Here is a 21,554-nt window from a genome sequence, read left to right as displayed (position 1 = left end):
TTTAGCGCTTTAGTAGTAGTTCTGTTGAGCGAACTCTACGTTTTTCGCTTGCTGTTTTGTAAGAAGTTTTCTTACAGCGTGATCTGTGCCACAGCGTCAGCACATGCGGAAACACAAGTTGTCAGTTGTGCTTGAATTGGCCCTGGATGCGCAGATCTGGGCCGATAGGCTCAAGGCTGTTGATAGTGAGCCGAGGCGCCTCAGTCAGCGTAGCGAGCGCCGGCAAGTCGAACATGCCTCGCGAGCTGCTGCCCAGCAGGCTGGGTGCGAGGTAGAGCAGCAAGGCGTCAGCTAGACCGGCAGTGATCAGGGCTCCGTTAAGCTGTGCGCCGGCCTCGGTGAGGACTTCATTGATCCCGCGCCGTCCCAGTTCGCGGAGCAGGGCGCTGAGGTCTACTTGATTGTCTGTGCCGGGTAAGTGCAGTACTTCGACCCCCTGGCTCGTGAAATCATCATGGCGTGTTACATCGGCGCGGCAGGTCACAATCAGGGCGCGGCCATCAGCCAGTACGGCTGCATCGGGTGGGCAGCGCAACTGGCTGTCGACGATGATTCGAAGTGGCTGGCGCACAAGTTCGATATCACGCACGGTGAGGCGAGGGGCGTCGGCCAATACCGTACCGATGCCGGTCAGGATGGCGCACGAGCGTGCTCGCCAGTGTTGGCCATCAAGTCGTGCTTCGGGGCTGGTGATCCATTGACTCACACCATTGGCGAGTGCGGTACGGCCATCCAGTGAGGCAGCTGACTTTATCCGGAGCCAGGGGCGGCCGCGCTCCATGCGGGCGACGAAACCTTCGTTGAGCTGACGGGCCTGGTTTTCGAATAGTCCGCAGCGGGTTTCGATCCCCGCCTCACGCAGGCCTTGCAGCCCGCGTCCGGCGACCAGCGGATTGGGGTCCTGCATGGCGCATACAACATGGCGCACACCACTGTTGATCAGGGCTTGGGCGCAAGGGGGCGTACGACCGAAGTGCGAGCACGGCTCTAGCGTGACATAGGCCGTTGCGCCATTGGCCAGCGCGCCGGCCTGACGCAGTGCATGAACTTCGGCGTGCGCTTCCCCGGCACGCTCATGCCAGCCTTCGCCGACGATCTTGCCTTCGCGCACGATGACGCAACCCACGCGCGGGTTGGGCATGGTGGTGTAGAGGCCGCGCGCGGCAAGTTCGAGGGCGCGGGCCATGAAACGCTCATCTTCAGGCTGGAACACGATCAGCTGCGGCTACGTGGGCGGGGTTTCGCGGGGGTGGTGACTTCGCGGATGGCTTCGGAGAACTCCTCCGCATCCTCGAAGTTGCGGTAGACCGATGCAAAGCGGATGTAGGCGACCTTGTCGAGACGCTTCAATTCGCGCATCACCAGTTCTCCCAGTTTTTCGCTTGGAATTTCGCGCTCACCCAAGGAAAGCAGGCGGCCTTCGATGCGATCCAGCGCGGCTTCAACGCTTTCCGCTGTCACCGGGCGCTTGCGCAGCGAGAGCTTCATGCTGCCCAGCAGTTTTTCGCGCTCGTACTCCGCACGGCTGCCATTTTTCTTTACCACCTGCGGCATCTTGAGTTCGATGCGCTCATACGTGGTGAAGCGCTTGTCGCATTCGTTGCAGCGACGGCGGCGGCGGATCAGGTCGCCTTCCTCGTTTTCACGGGTGTCGGTGACCTGCGTCGATGGGGTGCCGCAAAACGGACATTTCATTGTGCGTGCTCGTGCTCGTGCTGTGAAGGGCCTGCCAAATGAAAACGCGACCGGTCTGTACGGGAGAAATCCGTTCCAGAATCCGGTCGCATCAGGTTTTGCACCGTTGTATTGAAGCGGCTTACGCGCCGTACACCGGGAACTTCTTGCACAGCGCCGAGACTTCATTGCGTACGCGCTCGGCGACCGCTTCGTCGTTCGGCGCATCAAGCACGTCAGCCACCAGATGGGCAACGCGCTCGGCTTCGATCTCCGTGAAGCCGCGGGTCGTCATGGCCGGGCTACCGATACGGATGCCGCTGGTGACGAAGGGCTTTTCCGGGTCGTTCGGGATACCGTTCTTGTTCACGGTGATGTGAGCACGGCCCAGAGCGGCTTCGGCTTCCTTGCCGGTGATCTTCTTGCTGCGCAGATCAACCAGGAACAGGTGGCTCTCGGTGCGGCCGGAAACGATGCGCAGACCGCGCTCTTCACCCAGCACGCGGGCCATGACGCGAGCGTTCATCACCACTTGTTCCTGATACTTCTTGAATTCGGGCGTAGCTGCTTCCTTGAAGGCGACAGCCTTGGCGGCGATCACGTGCATCAGCGGGCCGCCCTGCAGGCCAGGGAAGATCGCGGAGTTGATGGCCTTTTCGTGCTCGGCCTTCATCAGGATCACACCACCGCGCGGGCCGCGCAGGGTCTTGTGGGTGGTGGAGGTCACCACATCGGCGTGCGGCACCGGGTTCGGGTAGTAACCGGCGGCGATCAGGCCTGCGTAGTGGGCCATGTCCACCCAGAAAATCGCACCGATTTCCTTGGCAATCTTGGCGAAACGCTCGAAATCGATACGCAAGGCGTAAGCGGAAGCACCGGCAACGATGATTTTCGGCTTGTGCTCGCGGGCCAGAGCTTCCATCTTCTCGTAGTCGATTTCTTCCTTGGCATCCAGACCATAGGCGACGACGTTGAACCACTTGCCGGACATGTTCAGCGGCATGCCGTGGGTTAGGTGGCCGCCTTCAGCGAGGCTCATCCCCATGATGGTGTCGCCAGGTTTGGCGAAGGCCATCAGCACGGCCTGGTTGGCCTGCGAGCCGGAGTTCGGCTGCACGTTCGCGCAGTCGGCGCCGAACAGCGCCTTGAGGCGGTCAATGGCGATCTGCTCGGCCACGTCCACGTACTCGCAGCCGCCGTAGTAACGCTTGCCGGGATAGCCCTCGGCGTACTTGTTGGTCAGTTGCGAGCCCTGCGCTTCCATGACCGCACAGCTCACGTAGTTTTCGGAGGCGATCAGCTCGATGTGATCTTCCTGACGCTGGTTTTCATCGGAAATGGATGCAAACAGCTCGGGATCGATTTTGGCAAGGGAGTCTTTTCTGGAGAACATGGTGTCAGGCCATAAAGCGGAGGGGGATAAAGGCGAATGATAACCCGGCATGGCTGCCCGGGCGAGAGGCAAGGGCTTGTTCAGGCAGAGATTTCGTCGCTGCTCGTCTGCAGGTGGCTGCGTTCGTCCCAGCTCAGCAGAGCCCAGTTGCCGGCTTCATAGCTGATCCAGTTCAGCGTGGCGTTGCTTAGTGGGAAATCCCGCGGCTCCTCCAGCGGCTTGCCGGTGACCAGCCGGTACATGATGTCCATACAGCCACCGTGGCTCACGACGAGTAGATCTTCTCCCGGGTGACGCAGGGCTAGTTCTAGCAAGACAGAGCTGATTCGCTCGGCAAAGGCTGCCAGGGATTCGCCGTTGTCAGGTGGAACGGTTGCGGGCTCTCGCATTCGGATTCGGGGGTAGAGGCCCGGATAGCGTACTTCTGCTTCCGTACGCGTGAGGCCTTGCAAGGCTCCAAAGTGACGCTCGCGAAACCGCGGCTCAAGTCTGGCCTCGGTACCATGCAGGGCTGCTATGGTGGCTGCAGTAACGGCAGCGCGCCGCAGGTCGGAGCAATAAATGGCGGCGAAGCGTTGTGACGACAGGGCTTGTGCGGCAGCAACTGCTTGCGTCAGTCCTCGTGCGTTCAGTGGAATATCCTCATGGCCTTGCAGGCGCTGCTCGGCATTCCAGGCGGTTTCGCCGTGGCGGACCAGACAGATTCGGGTGGGCGGCATCTGTGACATTATTTGAGAAAGTCTGCGGATTCTACCTTCCGCCCCGCCTACGTCGTCTCCCTATTGCCTTCGATGGGTCACCAGCAAAGACTCCACGACCATGAGCCTGCCCTTGATCCGCTGCAGAGTGTGGCGGTGGCACCCTGTCTAGGCAAGGCCCTGCATCTGGCTCGAAGCGTACTGTGCCGGCTGGCCCTTGCCGGGCGTGTTCCCAGAGCTTGAGCGTTGCGGAGCGTCTGGCGCTGCGACGCTTCTTTGATTCTGTCTGCTATCGGCATTCCTGGGATGAGACGCCTTCCGTGCCGACGGATGGAAAAGTCGGACGCATTGATTGGTGGGCGGACGCCTATGACGCTGCCCGGGTGCTGCTTTGCACGATTGGGCATGCCCCGACGGGCGCGTTGCTCACGGATTACAGGCAGCAGATCGAGGGCTATCGTGAAGTGATGCGAGTGATCTTTCCATGGCGCAGGGTTAATGCGCTACTGATGCTCTCAGAGTCCGGAGAGATCAAGTTCGAGCAAGCTTGAGCTGTTGTGGAGGTCCCGATGCTGCTGAGTGATGTACTGGCCATCAAGGGCAAGACGCTCTACACGATCTCGCCGCAGAAAACGCTGGCCGATGCGCTGGCCTTGATGAGCGAGCAGGACGTCGGTTCGCTGGTGGTGATTGAGCGTGGCGCCTTGGTTGGCATCCTTACTTTCCGCGAGGCGCTGGCGGCAATCAATGCTGCCGGGGCACTCTGGCAGGGCGTTTCAGTCGCCGACGCGATGCTGCGTGATCCGGCTGTGGGGGATCCGCGGATGGATCTGTACGAGTTGCGCACCCATTTGGTGGATCACCATCAGCGCTATCTGCCTGTAGTGGAGTCTGGCGTGCTGCAGGGGCTGGTGTCTTTTCACGATGTGGCACGAGCAGTATTGGAGGAGCAGGGCTTCGAGAGCCTGATCCTGCGCAATTTCGTCCGCAACTGGCCTGATGAGGTCTTGCCGATCGGCAAGCCCAGCACGCACTGCTCTGATCGTTGACAGCCTCGTTCAACGTACTCTGGGGTATGCTTCGGGCCCGCGCAAAGGCCCCCAAAGCCTTGCTGCGCCGCAATATCAGCAAGGAAAGCCGATGGAGAAAATCTGGCTGAAAAGCTATCCGGCAGGGGTGCCCGCCGAGATCGATTTGACTGAATACAGCTCACTGGCGGATTTCTTCGCCCGTGGTGTGTCACGGTGGGGCGATAAAGTCGCCTTCATCAACATGGGTGCCGAGCTGACTTATCGTCAGGTCGATGCGCTGTCTGCACGCTTCGCAGCCTACCTGCAGGGCGTACTGGGGTTGCCCAAGGGCGCACGTATCGCTCTGATGATGCCCAATCTGTTGCAGTACCCTGTATGCATGTTCGGTGCGTTGCGTGCAGGCTATACGGTGGTCAATTGCAATCCGCTCTACACCCCGCGTGAACTGGAACATCAGCTAAAGGATTCCGGCGCTGAGGCCATCGTGGTTCTGGAGAATTTCGCCCATACCCTGCAGAGCGTGATTGCAAACACGGATGTCCGGCATGTGGTGGTCACCAGTCTTGGCGAGATGCTGGGCATGCTCAAGGGCTCTCTGGTTGACTTCGTTGTGCGCCGGGTGAAAAAAATGGTGCCGCGCTGGCAGTTGCCTGGGGCTCGCCGCTTCGGCGAGAGCCTGCGTCTGGGCGCACGGCAGACCCTGCGCCCGGTAGAGGTGACACGTGAGGACATCGCCTTCCTGCAGTACACCGGCGGTACGACGGGCGTTTCCAAAGGCGCGATGCTGACCCACGGCAATATTCTTGCCAATCTCCTGCAGGCCCATGTGTGGGTCGGATCCCGGCTTCGCTGGGGGGGCGAGCTGATCGTGACTGCTTTGCCGCTGTACCACATCTTTTCGCTGACCGTGAATTGCTTCGTGTTCTTCATGATCGGTTCGCGCAATCTCCTGATCACCAATCCGCGTGACATGGGCGGCTTCATCAAGGAACTCGGGAAATATCCCTGGTCGGTGATTTCGGGGGTCAACACCCTGTTCAATGCGTTGATGAACCATCCAAAGTTTCCGACCCTGGATTTCTCCAATCTGCGGATGTCGCTCTCCGGAGGCATGTCGCTGCAGAAGACTGTTGCCGAGCGCTGGCGCGCACTGACTGGAAGTACTCTGATTGAAGCCTACGGTCTGACTGAGGCCTCACCCGGCGTGTGCTGTTGCCCAATCGACCAGACTGAATACAACGGCTCGATCGGCCAGCCTGTACCCTCTACCGATATCTCTCTGCGTGACGAGAATGATTGCGAAGTCGCACTTGGCCAGCCCGGTGAGCTGTGCGTGAAGGGGCCGCAGGTCATGCGTGGTTACTGGAATGCGCCGGCCGATACGGCACAGGTCATGACCCGTGACGGTTATCTGCGTACTGGTGATGTAGCGCTGATTGACGAACAGGGCTTCGTGCGCATCGTTGATCGCAAGAAGGACACGATCCTCGTTTCCGGTTTCAACGTCTATCCGAACGAAGTGGAGGATATTGTCTCAACGCATCCGGGCGTGGCGGAGGTGGCTGCGATTGGCGTGCCCAGCGAATTTTCAGGCGAAGCGGTTAAGGTCTTCGTAGTGCGCAAGCAGCCCGGGCTGACGGAAAAGGAGCTGATTGCCCATTGCAAGCAATACCTGACAGGCTACAAGGTGCCACATCTGGTCGAGTTTCGTGACGGATTACCCAAGACCAACGTCGGCAAGATCATGCGCAGATGCTTGCGGGATGAAGAAATTCTGAAGGCCAGAACCCTTGCTGCCAGGACGATATAAAGTATTGCCCGCCATGAAACCTACTGTTTCCTGAGGGTTATTCCGGGCGCTTCGGACACTTGTGTGTTGTCGTCCCCTGTGCTTCAATTGGATCGCGTTTCTCACTTCGGTTTGGCAATTCTCGTGAACTCCGTTTCCTGCTCCGTCCTGCGCTCTGCCCCTGCCGCTTTTGTGGCAGTCGTAGTCGTACGCGTAGTAGTAGGCGTAGGCGGCAACGCGCCGTAACGGGGACGAGTCAGACTCAAGAGATTCAACCCCGCCGGCGCGAGCCGGGCGGGGTTTTTTTATGCCCATCCACGGCGTGTCGGCACTACAGACCAACCAGAACCAGGAGTACACCATGCAGTTGAACGGGGCACAGCTGATCGTCAGGCTGCTCGAGCAGCAAGGCATTACCCGGATTGCCGGCATTCCCGGCGGCGCCGCCTTGCCGCTCTACGATGCACTTTCACAGAGTACGAAAATTCATCACGTTTTGGCGCGTCATGAGCAAGGGGCCGGTTTCATGGCTCAGGGCATGGCGCGTGTGTCAGGCAAGGCTGCCGTTTGCATCGCCTCCAGTGGTCCGGGCGCCACCAATCTGGTCACCGCCATTGCTGATGCCAAGCTCGATTCGATCCCGCTTGTGTGCATCACCGGCCAGGTGCCGAGCAGCATGATCGGCACAGACGCCTTTCAGGAGGTAGATACCTATGGCATCTCGATCCCGATCACCAAACACAATTGGCTGGTACGCGATGTGTGGGATTTGCTTGAGGTGATTCCAGACGCTTTCCGCCTTGCTGAGTCGGGGCGCCCTGGCCCGGTGTGGGTGGACGTGCCGAAGGATGTGCTCACTGCGGTGATCGAACTGGAAGCCTTGCCGGAGCCGGCTTGTCGTGATCCGCTGCCGCTCGTGGAGGCTGCCTTGGTGGAGCGCGCTGCTGGTTTGATCAATGCGGCCCGCACGCCGGTGCTTTATCTGGGGGGCGGGGTGATTGCGGCCGAGGCCTGCACGGCTGCCGTGGCACTCGCCGAGCGTGCCGGCTTGCCGACCACCATGACCCTGATGGGGCTTGGCGCTATGCCAGTCGATCACGAGCTCTCTCTGGGCATGCTGGGCATGCACGGTGCGCGCTATACCAACTATGCGCTCGAAGAGGCTGATCTGCTGATTGTGCTGGGGGCTCGTTTCGATGATCGGGCCATCGGAAACGCCGAAAAATTCTGTCCTAATGCCGGAATCATCCATATTGATATTGATCCGGCCGAGCTTGGCAAGATCAAGCGTCCGAACGTGGCGATTCATGGCGATGTGGCCAGGGTACTGGAGCAGTTGTCCACCAAGGTTCTGAGCAATCCGCGCCGCGAATGGGTGGCGCGCGTGAATGAACTCAAGCGCGCACATCCTCTGGCCTTGCCGGGTGTAGAAGATCCTCGCAGCCATTACGGGCTGGTGCGGGCGGTGGCAGATCTGCTTGATGACGAAGCGGTGATTGCGACTGACGTGGGGCAACATCAGATGTGGGTGGCGCAGGCCTATCCCTTCCGCCGTGCGCGTCAATGGCTTACTTCGGGGGGGCTTGGCACCATGGGTTTCGGGATGCCGGCAGCTATCGGTGCGGCGCTGGAGCAGCCAGAGCGAACGGTGGTGTGTTTTTCAGGCGATGGCAGCCTGAAGATGAACATCCAGGAGATGGATACCGCAGTTGAAGAGTGGGCGAACATCAAAGTTGTGCTGATGAACAACCAGTCCCTCGGCCTCGTGCACCAGCAGCAGGATCTGTTCTACGGGAAACGCATCTTCTCTGCAGACTATCGCCGCCATACCAATTTTCAGAAGATTGCCGAGGGCTTCGGCATGCAGGTCTTCGATCTGGATCAGACCGAAGATCCGCGTGCTTTGCTCGCCCAAGCGTTGAAAACGCCGGGGCCTTGCCTGATTCATTGCTCGATCGACGTGAATCAGAAGGTATTCCCGATGGTGCCTCCGGGCGCAGCCAATACCGAAATGATTGGAGGCTGAGATGAATGCAGAAGTGATTGGGCAAGTGCACAAGGTGGTTCTGGAGCTGACGGTGAAGAACCATGCGGGCGTGATGTCTCACGTCTGTGGTCTGTTTGCCAGACGCGCCTTTAACGTGGAAGGCATCCTGTGCATGCCCGTGGGAGATGGGGCGGAGAGCCGTATCTGGCTGCTGGTGTATGACGATGCGCGTTTGCCGCAGATGATTGCTCAGCTTGAGAAGCTCGAGGATGTGATCCGCGTCGAGCGTCATGCAGCGAATCGTCGCGTATTCGAGCGTCTGGAAGAGTTTTTCCTCTGATCGGCACCCGCGTTCAGATTGCGTGGGGGTAATCCCCCGCGCAATCGCGCACCCAGAGCTTCATGCTGCCTTTGCCCGGGGCCGCGAAGGTCCAGTAAATACTCTCGTGGTTCCAGGTGGGGGGGACGCTGTACGCTTCGCGACAAGCTATTTCCACATCGGTCGCTGGAGCTCCGACCATGTGACGCAAGCGTTGCTCCAGATCTGCTGAGCGGCGTTGCGAGTTTTCCAGCAAGTCGCTGTAGTACCACTCCCAAGGGCTGCCATCCTGCATCACGCGGGTCGGATTCTGCTCTCCAAACGGGCCATTCGGGTCGAAATGGTTGGTCTGTACCAGCAGTCCATCTTTGGCAAGGCGCACGTTATAGCGGCCGTCGCGGGCTATTTCGATGACGGCTGCTGCGTCCGACTTGTCACTGCACAGGGTGATGAACACCGGGGCCGAGAGTTTGGTGCGGGTGATCAGTTCGACCGCAGCCTCAAGCGTATCGATACTCGGGTCTTCAACCAGCAGGCGCAGCAGGAAGAGCGGATCGATGCCGCGTCCGATCGGCTTGAGGCTCTTTGGATTCGGAGCGAAGTTGATGCTGCCGGCGAGTCCCTTGCGACAAAAGGTCAGAACCCCGACCATGCCCTGTACTCCAGCGGTATGCGTGACGCGTCCGGCCGTATTCACATACTCGTAAGCGCGCACCGCCGGAGCCATGACATTCAGGTTCCCCCAGTCCAGGCTGCGCATCAGGCGCCAGCCTTCTGCTGTGCGGACGCAGGTGCTGGAGCAACCGGGCTTGACGAAATTCGAAGCGAGGTGGGCAAAGGTGTATTGACGCTGCATGATCGCCATTTCGGCACGGCTCATCACGCCGACTTCGTCTGCCAGAAAGTCACTGTCGGCGAGAAAGCTGCCAACCTTGCGATACACCGTGTGATACAGCCCCCAAGCAAGCCAGCGTTGTACCGGGAAGCCAAAGTAAGTGCCGCGTAGTGCTTCGCACATGGCGCGAAAGGCCTGCCAGTCGGCCTCGGATGCCCGCAGGGCACCCCAGCGTTCAGCCGGGGCGGCAGCGTCGTGGGCAATACGCAGGGCAGGGCGAGTGTCTTCGAGCATCATGGGGCGAGTCTCCAGCGATCATGCAAATGCGTGTCGCCCGGATTGTGCCCTGAAAAGTATGGCTCAGGGCTTGGCGGCAAGAGGTCTTATGTAGGGAGACAACTCGGGCACTGTGCGTCCCATGGCTTCAACCACCATACGGCCGAGCACATAGGAGCCCTGCTGGTTGAAGTGGGTCTTGTCCGGCACCGTCGTGCCATTGGGGCCGGCCTTGGTCGGGCCTAGTTTGTGGGCTTCGATCTCGCCCAGTTGCTCGAAGTAGCGCTGGCTGATCTCGTGTAGATCGATCAGGGGCACATTCATCTCGGCGGCCACTTTTTTCATGGCAGAGACATGGCCCGGCAGGTCATCTACGATCTTGCCGTCGGCCTGGAAGTAGCGGCGTGCGATCGGTGTGACCAGAACGGGCTTGATGCCGGCGACCCTGGCCTCTTCGATGTAGCGACGCAGATTGGCGGGGTACTCGGTAGCAAGATCGGTTTCACGATCGCCGTGAGAGGCGCTCTGCACATCGTTGTGGCCAAACTGGAGCAGCATCCAGTCCGGCTTCGGAAATTGTGCCGTTGCCCACAGGCCATCCCGGCGATAGGTCTTGGTGCTGGCACCCCCTTTGGCGCGGTTTACGCAATCAACATTGACGAGGTTGGCGCAGAAGCCTGTGCCATAGCCCTGCTTTTCGGTCTGGGTGGAATCGCCAACGAGAGTGATGCGAATCTTTGGGCTGGCAGCTGGGTCTGCCGGGAGCTTGGCGCAGCCCACAAGGCCTAGCAGTGCCAGGATGCCGGTGAAGCGGAGCAGGGAAGGCATGGTGTGACTCGACGGTTGGATGGATTGGCAAGCCTAGCTCAGTGTGGGGCAGCAGGGCTGATCGCTATTGCTGAGTTGTGCGCCGATTTTCAGAATGGCAGGCCGGCTTGCTCGCCCGGCTGCGGGCCCGTTGAGTTCTGCTGTGATCGGCTTTCCAGTTGGCTGACCCGCACACCGAGCAGGCGCAGGCGCTTTCCAAGCTCGACGCGCTTGAGGCATTCTCCGGCAGCACGGCGGATCATGCCGGCATCTGCGGTGGCCTCGGGCAAACTCAGATCCCGCGTAACTGTTGAGAAGTCTTCGTAGCGCAGTTTGATTCCAATGGTGCGTCCGAGCACGCCTTTGCGTTCCAGATCACCCGCCACGCGCTGGCACAGGCGGGTGAAAATTTCGGAGAGCTGGTTGCGATCAGTTCGAGCGTGCAGATCACGTTCGAAGGTGGTTTCGCGGCTGACTGACTTGGGTTCGGAATAGGTCACCACCGGGCGTTGATCGCGGCCGTGGGCTGCTTCATGGAGCCAGCCCCCGTAGTTGCTGCCAAAGTGCTCTTGCAGCCACCACGGAGAGCAGGCTGCCAGTTCGCCGATGTTGTGAATGCCCAGGGCGGCTAATTTCTCCTCGGCTTTGGGGCCGATCCCGTTGACCTTGCGCACTGGCAGAGGCCAGATCCGAGCGGGAATCTCGTCCATCTCCAGCACGGTAAGACCGTCCGGTTTCTCGAGGTCGGAACAGATCTTGGCAAGCAGCTTGTTGGGGCTGATGCCGATGGAACAGGAGAGGCCTGTTGCTGCGCGCACCGCATCCTTGAGGCTTTGGCCGAGCGCACGGGCTTCTCCTGGTAGCTCGGTGAGGTCAAGGTAGATCTCGTCGATACCGCGGTCTTCTATGAGTGGTGCGATTGCGCGTACAGCGGCCTTGAACAGGCGTGAGTAGTGGCGATATGCATCGAAATCTACTGGCAACAGTACGGCATTGGGAGCAAGTCTAGCCGCCTTCATGATGCCCATCGCGGAGCCAACTCCCAGCGCGCGGGCTTCGTAGGTCGCAGTGGTGATCACGCCGCGACCTACGTAATCGCGCAGCCGGGCGTAATGCCAATTGCCATCCCCCGTTTGCCGTGGTGCATCCACGCTGCGCCCCCCGATAACGACGGGTTGGCCACGCAACTGCGGATAACGCAACAGTTCGACAGAGGCATAAAAGGCATCCATGTCGAGGTGGGCGATGCGGCGGCGGGGCATATGCACAGGCAGGAAGTTTAGAGGCGGCTGCGCAACGCACCACGGATTTCAGGATGGCGAAAGTGGTAGCCCGTTTCTATCAGGCGGTCCGGTAATACGCGCTGACCACCCAGCAAGAGATAGGCTCGCTGACCAAGCAGAAGTTTCAGAACGAAAGCCGGTGCTGGTAAGAGCGTCGGACGCTGCAGTATCGCCCCCAGTTCCGCTGTGAAGTCAGCATTGCGCAGCGCCTGTGGGGCGGTGAGGTTGTAGGGCCCACGCGCTGATGTTGTGTCGAGCAGGTGAAGTACTGCGCCAACCCAGTCTTCGATCTGGATCCAGCTCATCCACTGCTGACCGCCTCCCAAGCGCCCACCGAGCCCTAGGCTGAACGGCAAGCGCAGGCGAGCCAGTAGTCCCCCGTGAGGTGTCAGTACAAGCCCGGTGCGCAAGAGGCATACACGGGTGCCGGCCGTTTCGGCGGCGAGGGCCGCTGTTTCCCAGGCGGCGCACAGGCGGGCGCCAAAGTCCTGGGCGCTAGGATTGCTGTAGATGGCATCGGAGCAGGTGGCGTCGCCACAATCACCGTAATAACCGATTGCTGAACCCGACAGCAGTACGCCGGGTTTGTGTCGCGCGCGCTCAATGGCCGCTACGAGTTGCTGCGTGAGGCCGACCCGGCTGCGCCACAGGGTCTGTTTGCGGGTTTCACTCCAGGGGAGGTCGATGATGGGTGCGCCAGCGAGATTGATGATGGCATCGAAGGGCATTTCGGGCCACCATTCATCCAGGCTGCGCAGCGCTCGCACGCCTTCGCCGCACAGGCTGGAAACCTTTTCCGGGCGGCGACTGAGGACTGTCAGACGATGCCCATTGGCAAGCAGGGCACTGCACAAGGCGCGGCCAAGCAGGCCGGTGCCGCCGGTGATCAGGATGTCCATGATTCAGTCTCTCGCGCTGCCGGGGTTCCCGGATTGAACCAGAAAGCGCAGCCGCCTGCACGCCAGCGGCGCTTTATCGCCGATAGCGCAGGATTCGCCCCTTGTAGCGGCTACCATCGGGATGGATGCAGTCGGCGCGGGTGTCGCTGAAAGCAAAGCCTAGTGTGCTCATATGCCGATTGAAGTGCGGACGGTTGCCCCGGTCCGGATCGACGATCAGCACCTCGGCTTGAGCGTAGGCATGACGTTCAATGAAGGCTGGCAGTACGCCGGCTTCGTCGCGCTCATAGAGCACGTCACTGCCGATGATCAGGCCGAAGCGTCCCAGTTCGGTGCAGTCGTCCTGCCAGCCCGTGCGCACGAAGGGCAGAGCACTCATTGCGTTGAGACGCAGGTTTTCCAGCAGGAAGCTGGCTGCGAGTGGGTGAAAGTCGCTGGCAGTGACATCCGCGCCGCGGCGGTGTGCGACGAGGCTGGCAAGGCCCAGGCCACAACCCAGCTCCAGAATGCGTTCGGTAGTGACTATCCGCTCGGCCATCAGGCGCGCAAGAATCTGGCCGGAAGGCCAGAGCAAGCCGAACAGGGGCCAGCTTGCGGGCGGCACGCCCAGCGCTTCGGCTTCGCCATTCGGATCTGAATACTGCTGACGATCGAGCAGCGAGCGGATGTGGAGATCGGCGACGCCGACCACCGAGATGTTTTCGTGCTTGACCTGATAACCCGGCACTGGCTCTACCTGCTTCTTGCCGCCTGCCATGTCGGAAGGCGCGTGAGTCGGAGTTGTGCGGCGGGGAAATGGGCGGGACGGAACGCACAGCCCTGGCGGGCTGGCAGTGCGTGAACGCATTTACGCGGAGCAGAACGCTGCTCGGTTGGTAGTGGGTACAACCGAGCAGGCAGGATACGCGGGCACTCCGCCCTCGTCCAGCCGAGCCTGGGGTTTTTACTGCACCTTGCGCAGGCGGCTGATCAGGGGGGCTAGAAGGCTGACCAGCAGCACGCAAAGCGCACCTGTGAGGATGCCGGCGAGGGCATTGACCAGCGTTGGTAGCAGGCTGGGAAGCAGGGGAATGTCATGCACCCAGACCTCGATCTGCTGCTGCAGGGCGTGACTGCCGGGAATGCCGTGCAGCACGATTGCGCCACCGACGAGAAACATCGCTATTGTGCCGGCCACTGAGAGGGCTTTCATCAGCCACGGGGCAAACCACAACAGACTTTGACCAAGCTTGCGTGCCGCGATGTTCTGCTTTGCGTTGAGGTAGAGGCCCGCGTCATCCAGCTTCACGATCAGGGCCACAAAGCCGTACACCCCGATAGTCATTACGAATCCGATCGTCGCAAGTACCAGAAGGCGACTCATGAAAGGCTCATTGGCCACCGTGCCCAGCGCGATCACAATGATCTCGGCTGAAAGAATGAAGTCGGTGCGCACGGCCCCCTTGATCTTTTCGCGCTCGAAGGCCCGCATGTCGATGCTGGGGTCCTGCAGGGCGTGCAGACGCTCGGCATGCTCGGAAGCTTCTTCTTGAGCATGCAGAAACTTGTGAGCAATTTTTTCGAAGCCCTCGAAGCATAGATATGCGCCCCCGATCATTAGCAGTGGCATGACGAGCCAGGGAGCAATCGCGCTGATCAGCAAGGCGGATGGCACCAGGATCAGCTTGTTGCGCAGCGAGCCGAGGGCTACCGCCCAGACCACCGGCAACTCACGATCAGCACTAATGCCAGTCACTTGCTGGGCATTGAGTGCAAGATCATCTCCCAGCACACCGGCCGTTTTTTTGGCCGCAACCTTGCTCATCAGGGCTACGTCATCAAGGAGGGTGGCGATATCGTCGATCAAGACGAGAAGACTGCTTCCGGCCATGGTTTTCTCTTTCGTGAGGCGTGAAAAAGGGGCTTCTGCGAGCCCCTTCCTGAGCGGGGTTACTTGCCCCAGCTGTCTTTCAGCGTGGTCGTTCGGTTAAATACAAGTTTTCCGCTCTGGCCGTGATCCTTGCGGTCGGCGACGAAATAACCGTGACGCTCGAACTGGAAGCTGGTTCCTGCTGTAGCGTTTGTCAGGCCTGGCTCGATCCAGGTCTGGATTACGCGTTTCGCATTCGGGTTGATCACATCGAGGAAGTTGCGACCACCAGCGTCTGGCTGAGCTTCGGTGAACAGGCGGTCGTACAGGCGGATCTCCGCAGGCGCGCCTTCGGAGGCAGAAACCCAGGTGATCACGCCCTTGACCTTGACGCTGTCAGCGCCTGGCGTGCCGCTCTTGGTGTTCGGCACGATCTCGGCAAGTACCACCGTCACGTTACCGTCGGCATCCTTTTCGCAGCCCGTGCACTTGATGACATAGCCGTACTTCAGGCGTGCCATGTTTTCGGGGAACAAGCGACGGAAGCCCTTTTCCGGCACTTCCTGGAAGTCTTCACGCTCAATCCATACTTCAGGGGTCAGATTGAACTCACGCACGCCCATGGCTTCGTGGTGAGGGTGGACTGGAGCGGAGCAGGGCTCGGTGTGCCCGGTACCAAAGAGTGCGTTCCAGTTGGTAAGTTTGAGCTTGAGCGGATCCAGCACAGCCATGCCGCGCGGAGCTTTTTCGTCCAGATCATCGCGCAAGGCGCCTTCAAGAATGCTGTAGTCGATCCAGCTGTCACCCTTGGAGACACCGATGCGCTCGCAGAACAGCTGGATGGCCTCGGGCGTGTAGCCGCGGCGACGCAGGCCGACGATGGTGGGCATGCGCGGATCATCCCAGCCTTCCACGTGCTTTTCGTTAACCAACTGCATCAGCTTGCGTTTGCTGGTGATTACGTAGGTCAGGTTCAGACGGGCAAATTCGATCTGGCGCGGCAGCGGCTCGGAAAACATGCCGGCGTCGCGCAGTTGGCCGAGCAGCCAGTCGTAGAAGGGGCGCTGATCCTCAAACTCAAGCGTGCAGATTGAGTGAGTAATGCGCTCCAGCGCGTCCTCGATCGGGTGCGCGAAGGTATACATCGGGTAGATGCACCACTTGTTGCCGGTGTTGTGGTGTTCGGCAAAACGGATGCGGTAGATCGCCGGGTCGCGCAGATTGATGTTGGGCGAGCCCATGTCGATCTTGGCGCGCAGGATCATGCTGCCTTCGGCGTGTTTGCCGTCCTTCATTTCGCGGAACAGACGCAGATTTTCTTCGACCGGGCGATCACGCCAAGGCGAGTTCTTGCCGGCTTCGGTCAGCGTGCCGCGATTGGCGCGCATCTCGTCGGCGGTCTGCTGGTCGATGTATGCCATGCCGCGCTCGATCAGCAGTTCGGCGGCGTGGTACATGAAATCGAAGTAGTCACTGGCCTGATACTGATGATGGGTGCCGTTGGCGTCCCACGAAAAGCCCAGCCACTTGATTGCATCGAGAATCGAGTCGACGTATTCCTGGTCTTCCTTCTCCGGATTGGTATCGTCAAAACGCATGTGGCACACACCACCGTAATCGCGCGCGAGACCGAAGTTCAGGCAGATCGACTTGGCGTGGCCGACGTGCAGGTAACCATTCGGCTCCGGCGGAAAGCGGGTACGGATCCGGGCGGGGTCTGGCGCCGCTGCGTCATGCAGGCTGCCCTCGCCAGGCTGGCCGGCCCAGCCACGCTGCGCGAATTTGCCGTTGGCCAACTCGGCATCGATGATGTTTCGGAGGAAATTGGTGGTTTGCGCTGCGGCAGGGGCAGCGTTCTTGTCGGGTGCGCTCACGGGATAGGGTCCGGAATGGAAAACGGGAGGAAACCAGCGGGTTTCGCAAAGCAGCATTCTACCTTTCGACGGAGCCTGTCGGTACTCGGCCGCTTGTGCTGAACTCCCTGAGAGACTTAAAGGGCAGGCCTTCAGTGCAAGCCCGGTGACAGGGCAATACTGGGACATCCTTTGAGTGAGCTTTTACCCAATGCTTGATGCTTCAGACAAAGAGCCGGAGTGCTCCATGCTTACGCAAAGCGAGCGTGAGCGGCGTACTGCTTTGCGCCGGCGCATTGACTGGCCCTTACTGGTAACGCGCACGACGGGGGAGTTGCTGGCATGCCACGCAGTCGATGTCAGCGAAGAGGGCTTGCGCCTGCGCTCGGCTCATGCCTTTGCACCAGGTTCCTTCTTGCGACTGCGTTTGCAGATTCCGGGGCGAGGGGAGTGCATCCTGCGCAGCAGGGTGTGCTATCAGGTACTTGAGTCCGATAGCATTCTGACCGGTGTGCGTTTCGAGCAGGTGCCGCCTCAGTGGGGCGATTGGTTGCGCATGGCACAAAGGCGCTGAAAAACAAAAACCGGCACAAGGCCGGTTTTCTCACTCCATCACAAAAGACCTTACTTCTTCAGGAAGTCTTCACGGATCGGCGTGAAAGTGTCGAGCAGAACACCGGCCTTCAGGCACTTGCAACCGTGCATGATGTTCGGTTCCTTGTAGAGGGTGTCACCAGCCGAAACGATCTTGACCTCGTCGCCGATGGTGAATTCGAATTCGCCAGACAGGACGTGAGTCAGTTGTTCATGCGGATGGTTGTGCATGTAGCCGATAGCGTTATCTGCGAAGTGAACCTCCACCTGCATCAGCTTGCCGTTGTGAGCCAGAATCTTACGGCTGACACCGCCGCCCAAATCTTCGAGTACGCAATCCTTGCCAAATACAAACATGTTTTTCTCCGGGTAAGATCGGTCGATTATAAAACAACGCTAGGGTTTTCCTGCAAGCGGATTGTCCGCTCAAAAAGAAAAACCGGCACAGGGCCGGTTTTTCGAGACAGGTTAGAGGCCCCGGTCGCGGATTTACTTCGATTCGAAAGCTACTTCGTTACTGCCCTGAAGAGAAGCTTCTGGAGCCTCAGTGTTCAGCACTTCAATCCGCATCCCATAGAAGCTGCGATACACGAAGAACAGATTGGCCAGCAAACAGACACCTGCCAGAACATAAGCAAGGCTCTGTTGGCCGTGAGCCACCATACCGACACCCATTTCAACAGCCAGAAGGCCGAAGAGCGTGGTGAACTTGATGATCGGGTTCATGGCCACAGACGAAGTATCCTTGAACGGATCGCCCACGGTGTCGCCAATCACGGCTGCGGCATGCAGGTCGGTACCCTTGGCGCGCAGTTCGGTTTCAACGATTTTCTTGGCGTTATCCCAAGCACCACCGGCGTTGGCCATGAATACGGCTTGATACAGACCGATGATGGCCAGTGAGATCAGGTAGCCGATGAAGAAGAAGGGTTCAACAAATGCGCAGGCCAGCGTGCCGAAGAACACCGCCATGAAGATGTTGAACATGCCCTTCTGCGCGTACTGGGTGCAGATGGCCACGACCTTCTTGGAGTCTTCGGTCGAAGCCTTGGTTTCACCGTCCAGCTTCATGTTGCGTTTGATGAACTCCACTGCGCGGTATGCGCCGGTCGACACGGCCTGGGTGGATGCACCCGAGAACCAGAAAATCGTTGCGCCGCCAGAGATCAGGCCGAGCAGGAAGGGCGGATAGAGCATGGAAAGCTTCTGCACGTCAGCCACGCTGTTCAGACCATCGGTCAGCAGCATGATGATCGAGAACACCATGGTTGCAGCACCTACCACGGCCGTACCGATCAGCACCGGCTTGGCAGTTGCCTTGAAGGTGTTGCCGGCGCCGTCGTTCTCTTCGAGCAGGTCTTTTGCCTTGTCGAAATTGGCGTCAAAGCCAAAGTCCTTCTTCACTTCCGCTTCGATGCCGGGAATGGCTTCGATCGTGGAGAGTTCATACACGGATTGGGCGTTGTCGGTCACCGGGCCATAGGAGTCGACAGCGATGGTCACTGGACCCATGCCGAGGAAACCGAAAGCCACCAGACCAAAGGAGAACACGGCGGCCATGATCTTGCCGTGTTCCGGATTGGCGTTGATAACCTGAGCCAGTTCGCCTTGCGAAACGAGGTAAGCACCGGTCATCAGGGAGACGATGATCACGCCCATCCAGAAGGCCGAGAAATTACCTGCGGTCAGGCCGGCCAGAATGTTCAGACTGGCACCGCCTTCGCGAGAAGCCGTCACAACTTCACGCACGTGACCAGACTTGGTGGAGGTGAATACCTTGACGATTTCCGGAATAATCGCGCCGGCCAGCGTGCCAAAGGTGATGATCACGGAAAGCTGCCACCACAGGCTGGTGTAGGTCACGCCATTGAGGGTGATGCTGCCGATCAGGGCTTTGGAAACCAAGAAGGTCAGGATCAGGGAAACAATGGAGGTCACCCAGACCAGCGAGGTCAGCGGAGCTTCGAAGTCAAACTTGTCAGCAGCGCCATACTTGGCCTTGGCGTAGAGCTCGTTGATCAGGTAGGAAGCGCCGGAGGCGATGATCATCATCACGCGCATCACGAACAGCCACACCAGCAATTGCACCTGAGTGGCAGCTTCCGGAACAGCCAGCATGATGAAGGAGATCAGCGCAACGCCGGTCACGCCGTAGGTTTCGAAACCGTCAGCGGTCGGGCCGACCGAGTCGCCTGCATTGTCACCCACGCAGTCAGCGATCACGCCGGGGTTGCGGGCATCGTCTTCCTTGATCTTGAAAACGATCTTCATCAGGTCAGAGCCGATGTCGGCAATCTTGGTGAAGATGCCGCCAGCAATGCGCAGTGCAGCAGCGCCCAGCGACTCACCGATCGCGAAGCCGATGAAGCACTTGCCGGCAAGAGAGGGGTCGATGAAGAGAAGGATCGCCAGCATGATCAGCAGTTCGGTCGAAATCAGCAGCATGCCGATCGAAATGCCCGACTTCAGCGGAATCGCGTACACCGGGAAAGCTTTGCCTTGCAGCGAAGCAAAAGCAGTTCGGCTGTTGGCAAAGGTATTGATGCGGATGCCGAACCAGGCCACGCCAAAGGAGCCGGCGATGCCGACCAGTGAGAAGGCCAGGATCAGTAGCACTTCACTGGCTGGCAGACCTGCACCGCCCTGGGCGTTCTGAGCGACAAAACCGAAGTAGCCGATGATGATGACGGCAATGAAGGCTTCCAGGATCAGCAGGAACTTGCCTTGCGTGATCATGTAGGTCTTGCAGGTTTCGTAGATCAGTTCAGAAACTTCGGCCATTGAGCGATGAACAGGCAGATTCTTAACCTGGTTGTAGATCACAGCGCCGAAAATCAGGCCCAGCACACAGATCAGAAGGCCCCAGCCCAGCAGCGAACTACCGGTCATGCCATTGAGGAACGTAGCAAGTGCCGGGTCATTGAGCTTCGGCAGGACAAGGTTGGCCTCGCCGCCGTTTGCTATGGCCGGAAGTGAAACTGCGCCGAATGCCAGCGCCAAGAGGCGCTGAAAACGACTTACTAGGGCCTTGCCGCTGCGCGCTAATGCTCGTGCGCCAGCCTGTCCGGCCAAACTTGCAAATGACATAACCGTCTCCTCTTAGGTGCATCTATCAACAAGACACTTTGTATGCTTGCCCGAAGGAACGTTGTGTAAAAAATGAGTCAACGTTTCGGGTGATCGCATTGTTCGTATGCGCCTGCCTATTAGGGTTGACGGTGCTCAAACACCTTTGATGAGTGCGCTGCACAAATCAAAAATTAAAAAGCCCGCGCAGTTTTTATTGCACGGGCGTAGGGGTAAATACCTATATTTCAGTATGTGGAATGATTGATTCGAACCTCCTGCAGAATTTTTGCAGAGATCTCTTCTATGGAGCGGGTCGTCGATTCGATGAATGGAATTCCTTCTCGGCGCATCAGGCGTTGGGCCGCTTCGATCTCCTGTCGGCAGTTGTCCAGGGCCGCGTATTTGCTGTTGGGGCGCCGTTCCTGTCGGATCTGAGACAGTCGTTCTGGTGTGATGGTTAATCCATAGAGCTTGTTGCGATGCTGGGTGATATCTGCTGGTAGTTTATTGCGTTCGAAATCTTCCGGGATAAGCGGGTAATTTGCAGCTTTTACACCGAATTGCATTGCTAGATAAAGACTGGTCGGTGTCTTTCCTGAGCGTGAAACTCCGACAAGGATCACATCGCTCTCGGCCAGCTTTGCGTTGCTCTGTCCATCGTCATGTGCCAGTGCAAAGTTGATGGCTTCTATGCGAGATTTGTAGTCCTCGCTCTCGGCAATTCCGTGAAAGCGGCCAACTGTATGTGTTGAACGCATACCCAGCTCACTCTCCAGCGGCCCGATGTACTGCTCGAAGAGATCGAGATACAGCGCATCGGCCTCCCGCAAGGCGGCTACCACCTCGGCGTTGACTAATGTGCTGACTACGATCGGCCGCCGTCCGTCACGTAGTGCTGCTGCGCGAATCTGCCTGACACAGTCGTGAGCCTTATCGAGACTGTCCACGAAAGGTGCCCGGACATGCCTAAAGCGGCAGTCAGGAAACTGTGCAAGCAGGCTGTGGCCGAGTGTCTCAGCGGTGATGCCAGTGCCGTCCGAGATGAAAAAAACGGTTCGCAGAGAATGTTCTTCCATGAACAAAATCCTTTCCTAACAATCACTTGGTGCGTGATTGGCCGTAGGGGTTCTTTCTGATGCATTGCAGCAATCTGCTCTATAGAATGATCCGCAATACGTCAGTAATCAATAAACCAACC

The 21,554-nt window shown here is 59.1% G+C and carries 20 protein-coding genes; 6 read left to right on the top strand and 14 right to left on the bottom strand.

Annotation, left to right across the window (positions count from 1 at the left end; all coding sequences use genetic code 11):
* Nucleotides 1-121: 121 nt before the first annotated feature.
* The 4 genes from ribD to HJ583_RS08255 all read right to left on the bottom strand — a co-directional run bounded on the left by ribD (nt 122) and on the right by HJ583_RS08255 (nt 3,786).
* Nucleotides 122-1,216 (bottom strand): bifunctional diaminohydroxyphosphoribosylaminopyrimidine deaminase/5-amino-6-(5-phosphoribosylamino)uracil reductase RibD, encoded by a 1,095-nt coding sequence (gene ribD, locus HJ583_RS08270; RefSeq protein WP_408058195.1) that lies wholly within the window; start codon nt 1,214-1,216, stop codon nt 122-124.
* Complete coding sequence (nrdR, locus tag HJ583_RS08265; protein ID WP_101943492.1) at nt 1,216-1,695, bottom strand: transcriptional regulator NrdR; 480 nt, start codon at nt 1,693-1,695, stop codon at nt 1,216-1,218. The genes ribD and nrdR overlap by 1 nt, the downstream gene beginning before the upstream one ends.
* 121 nt (nt 1,696-1,816) lie before the next feature.
* Nucleotides 1,817-3,067 (bottom strand): serine hydroxymethyltransferase, encoded by a 1,251-nt coding sequence (gene glyA, locus HJ583_RS08260; RefSeq protein ID WP_170021501.1) that lies wholly within the window; start codon nt 3,065-3,067, stop codon nt 1,817-1,819.
* Between the two features lie 80 nt (nt 3,068-3,147).
* Complete coding sequence (locus HJ583_RS08255) at nt 3,148-3,786, bottom strand: histidine phosphatase family protein (protein ID WP_170021500.1); 639 nt, start codon at nt 3,784-3,786, stop codon at nt 3,148-3,150.
* Between the two features lie 218 nt (nt 3,787-4,004).
* On the opposite strand from HJ583_RS08255, the gene HJ583_RS08250 reads away from it, so the two are divergent.
* The 5 genes from HJ583_RS08250 (at nt 4,005) to ilvN (ending at nt 8,912) form a co-directional block, all read left to right on the top strand.
* Nucleotides 4,005-4,316 carry a hypothetical protein gene (locus HJ583_RS08250; RefSeq protein WP_170021499.1) on the top strand — a complete coding sequence of 104 codons (312 nt, stop codon included), beginning with the start codon at nt 4,005-4,007 and terminating at the stop codon, nt 4,314-4,316.
* Nucleotides 4,317-4,334: 18 nt separating this feature from the next.
* Nucleotides 4,335-4,814: a CBS domain-containing protein gene (locus tag HJ583_RS08245; RefSeq protein ID WP_170021498.1), complete on the top strand. Its 480-nt coding sequence runs from the start codon at nt 4,335-4,337 to the stop codon at nt 4,812-4,814.
* Nucleotides 4,815-4,905: 91 nt separating this feature from the next.
* On the top strand, nt 4,906-6,606 hold the full coding sequence (locus tag HJ583_RS08240; protein WP_170021497.1) for an AMP-binding protein: 1,701 nt from the start codon (nt 4,906-4,908) through the stop codon (nt 6,604-6,606).
* A 340-nt stretch (nt 6,607-6,946) separates the two neighbouring features.
* Entirely contained in the window at nt 6,947-8,611 is a 1,665-nt protein-coding gene (ilvB, locus tag HJ583_RS08235; RefSeq protein WP_217423374.1) for an acetolactate synthase large subunit, read from the top strand.
* 1 nt (nt 8,612) lies between these two features.
* Nucleotides 8,613-8,912, top strand: coding sequence for an acetolactate synthase small subunit (ilvN, locus tag HJ583_RS08230; RefSeq protein ID WP_101943505.1), 300 nt, complete (start codon nt 8,613-8,615; stop codon nt 8,910-8,912).
* A gap of 13 nt (nt 8,913-8,925) precedes the next feature.
* Here the strand turns inward: ilvN and HJ583_RS08225 are convergent, their stop codons facing one another.
* From HJ583_RS08225 to HJ583_RS08195, 7 genes are all read right to left on the bottom strand, one after another.
* Nucleotides 8,926-10,023 (bottom strand): carcinine hydrolase/isopenicillin-N N-acyltransferase family protein, encoded by a 1,098-nt coding sequence (locus HJ583_RS08225; RefSeq protein ID WP_170021495.1) that lies wholly within the window; start codon nt 10,021-10,023, stop codon nt 8,926-8,928.
* A gap of 63 nt (nt 10,024-10,086) precedes the next feature.
* Nucleotides 10,087-10,830, bottom strand: coding sequence for a rhamnogalacturonan acetylesterase (locus HJ583_RS08220; RefSeq protein ID WP_170021494.1), 744 nt, complete (start codon nt 10,828-10,830; stop codon nt 10,087-10,089).
* An 89-nt stretch (nt 10,831-10,919) separates the two neighbouring features.
* Entirely contained in the window at nt 10,920-12,071 is a 1,152-nt protein-coding gene (gene dinB / locus HJ583_RS08215; RefSeq protein WP_170021493.1) for a DNA polymerase IV, read from the bottom strand.
* A gap of 17 nt (nt 12,072-12,088) precedes the next feature.
* On the bottom strand, nt 12,089-12,991 hold the full coding sequence (locus HJ583_RS08210; protein WP_170021492.1) for a TIGR01777 family oxidoreductase: 903 nt from the start codon (nt 12,989-12,991) through the stop codon (nt 12,089-12,091).
* Between the two features lie 73 nt (nt 12,992-13,064).
* Nucleotides 13,065-13,748 carry a class I SAM-dependent methyltransferase gene (locus HJ583_RS08205; protein WP_217423353.1) on the bottom strand — a complete coding sequence of 228 codons (684 nt, stop codon included), beginning with the start codon at nt 13,746-13,748 and terminating at the stop codon, nt 13,065-13,067.
* Between the two features lie 186 nt (nt 13,749-13,934).
* Nucleotides 13,935-14,861 carry a DUF808 domain-containing protein gene (locus HJ583_RS08200; protein ID WP_170021491.1) on the bottom strand — a complete coding sequence of 309 codons (927 nt, stop codon included), beginning with the start codon at nt 14,859-14,861 and terminating at the stop codon, nt 13,935-13,937.
* A gap of 59 nt (nt 14,862-14,920) precedes the next feature.
* Nucleotides 14,921-16,714 carry a glutamine--tRNA ligase/YqeY domain fusion protein gene (locus HJ583_RS08195; protein ID WP_328824858.1) on the bottom strand — a complete coding sequence of 598 codons (1,794 nt, stop codon included), beginning with the start codon at nt 16,712-16,714 and terminating at the stop codon, nt 14,921-14,923.
* Nucleotides 16,715-16,940: 226 nt separating this feature from the next.
* On the opposite strand from HJ583_RS08195, the gene HJ583_RS08190 reads away from it, so the two are divergent.
* Complete coding sequence (locus tag HJ583_RS08190; RefSeq protein WP_170021489.1) at nt 16,941-17,267, top strand: PilZ domain-containing protein; 327 nt, start codon at nt 16,941-16,943, stop codon at nt 17,265-17,267.
* 50 nt (nt 17,268-17,317) lie between these two features.
* Here HJ583_RS08190 and HJ583_RS08185 read toward each other — a convergent pair whose 3' ends face one another.
* The 3 genes from HJ583_RS08185 to ppsR form a co-directional block, all read right to left on the bottom strand.
* On the bottom strand, nt 17,318-17,644 hold the full coding sequence (locus HJ583_RS08185) for a cupin domain-containing protein (RefSeq protein ID WP_170021488.1): 327 nt from the start codon (nt 17,642-17,644) through the stop codon (nt 17,318-17,320).
* Nucleotides 17,645-17,776: 132 nt separating this feature from the next.
* Nucleotides 17,777-20,374: a sodium-translocating pyrophosphatase gene (locus HJ583_RS08180; protein ID WP_170021487.1), complete on the bottom strand. Its 2,598-nt coding sequence runs from the start codon at nt 20,372-20,374 to the stop codon at nt 17,777-17,779.
* A 227-nt stretch (nt 20,375-20,601) separates the two neighbouring features.
* On the bottom strand, nt 20,602-21,432 hold the full coding sequence (gene ppsR, locus HJ583_RS08175) for a posphoenolpyruvate synthetase regulatory kinase/phosphorylase PpsR (protein ID WP_170021486.1): 831 nt from the start codon (nt 21,430-21,432) through the stop codon (nt 20,602-20,604).
* Between the last annotated feature and the right edge of the window lie 122 nt (nt 21,433-21,554).

This window comes from Uliginosibacterium aquaticum (assembly GCF_012972705.2).
Taxonomy (GTDB): domain Bacteria; phylum Pseudomonadota; class Gammaproteobacteria; order Burkholderiales; family Rhodocyclaceae; genus Uliginosibacterium; species Uliginosibacterium aquaticum.
Note: the sequence above shows the minus strand (reverse complement) of the source record. Positions and strands in the feature narration are given on the sequence as shown.

Bases quoted from the DNA above. Each gene is read 5' to 3' on its own strand.
- HJ583_RS08255 (WP_170021500.1), bottom strand. From the start codon at position 3,786: ATGCCGCCCACCCGAATCTGTCTGGTCCGCCACGGCGAAACCGCCTGG.
- ppsR (WP_170021486.1), bottom strand. From the start codon at position 21,432: ATGGAAGAACATTCTCTGCGAACCGTTTTTTTCATCTCGGACGGCACT.
- ilvN (WP_101943505.1), top strand. From the start codon at position 8,613: ATGAATGCAGAAGTGATTGGGCAAGTGCACAAGGTGGTTCTGGAGCTG.
- HJ583_RS08200 (WP_170021491.1), bottom strand. From the start codon at position 14,861: ATGGCCGGAAGCAGTCTTCTCGTCTTGATCGACGATATCGCCACCCTC.
- HJ583_RS08220 (WP_170021494.1), bottom strand. From the start codon at position 10,830: ATGCCTTCCCTGCTCCGCTTCACCGGCATCCTGGCACTGCTAGGCCTT.
- HJ583_RS08240 (WP_170021497.1), top strand. From the start codon at position 4,906: ATGGAGAAAATCTGGCTGAAAAGCTATCCGGCAGGGGTGCCCGCCGAG.
- HJ583_RS08210 (WP_170021492.1), bottom strand. From the start codon at position 12,991: ATGGACATCCTGATCACCGGCGGCACCGGCCTGCTTGGCCGCGCCTTG.
- HJ583_RS08185 (WP_170021488.1), bottom strand. From the start codon at position 17,644: ATGTTTGTATTTGGCAAGGATTGCGTACTCGAAGATTTGGGCGGCGGT.
- ilvB (WP_217423374.1), top strand. From the start codon at position 6,947: ATGCAGTTGAACGGGGCACAGCTGATCGTCAGGCTGCTCGAGCAGCAA.
- HJ583_RS08245 (WP_170021498.1), top strand. From the start codon at position 4,335: ATGCTGCTGAGTGATGTACTGGCCATCAAGGGCAAGACGCTCTACACG.
- HJ583_RS08205 (WP_217423353.1), bottom strand. From the start codon at position 13,748: ATGGCAGGCGGCAAGAAGCAGGTAGAGCCAGTGCCGGGTTATCAGGTC.
- nrdR (WP_101943492.1), bottom strand. From the start codon at position 1,695: ATGAAATGTCCGTTTTGCGGCACCCCATCGACGCAGGTCACCGACACC.
- HJ583_RS08225 (WP_170021495.1), bottom strand. From the start codon at position 10,023: ATGATGCTCGAAGACACTCGCCCTGCCCTGCGTATTGCCCACGACGCT.
- HJ583_RS08190 (WP_170021489.1), top strand. From the start codon at position 16,941: ATGCTTACGCAAAGCGAGCGTGAGCGGCGTACTGCTTTGCGCCGGCGC.
- dinB (WP_170021493.1), bottom strand. From the start codon at position 12,071: ATGCCCCGCCGCCGCATCGCCCACCTCGACATGGATGCCTTTTATGCC.
- HJ583_RS08180 (WP_170021487.1), bottom strand. From the start codon at position 20,374: ATGTCATTTGCAAGTTTGGCCGGACAGGCTGGCGCACGAGCATTAGCG.
- glyA (WP_170021501.1), bottom strand. From the start codon at position 3,067: ATGTTCTCCAGAAAAGACTCCCTTGCCAAAATCGATCCCGAGCTGTTT.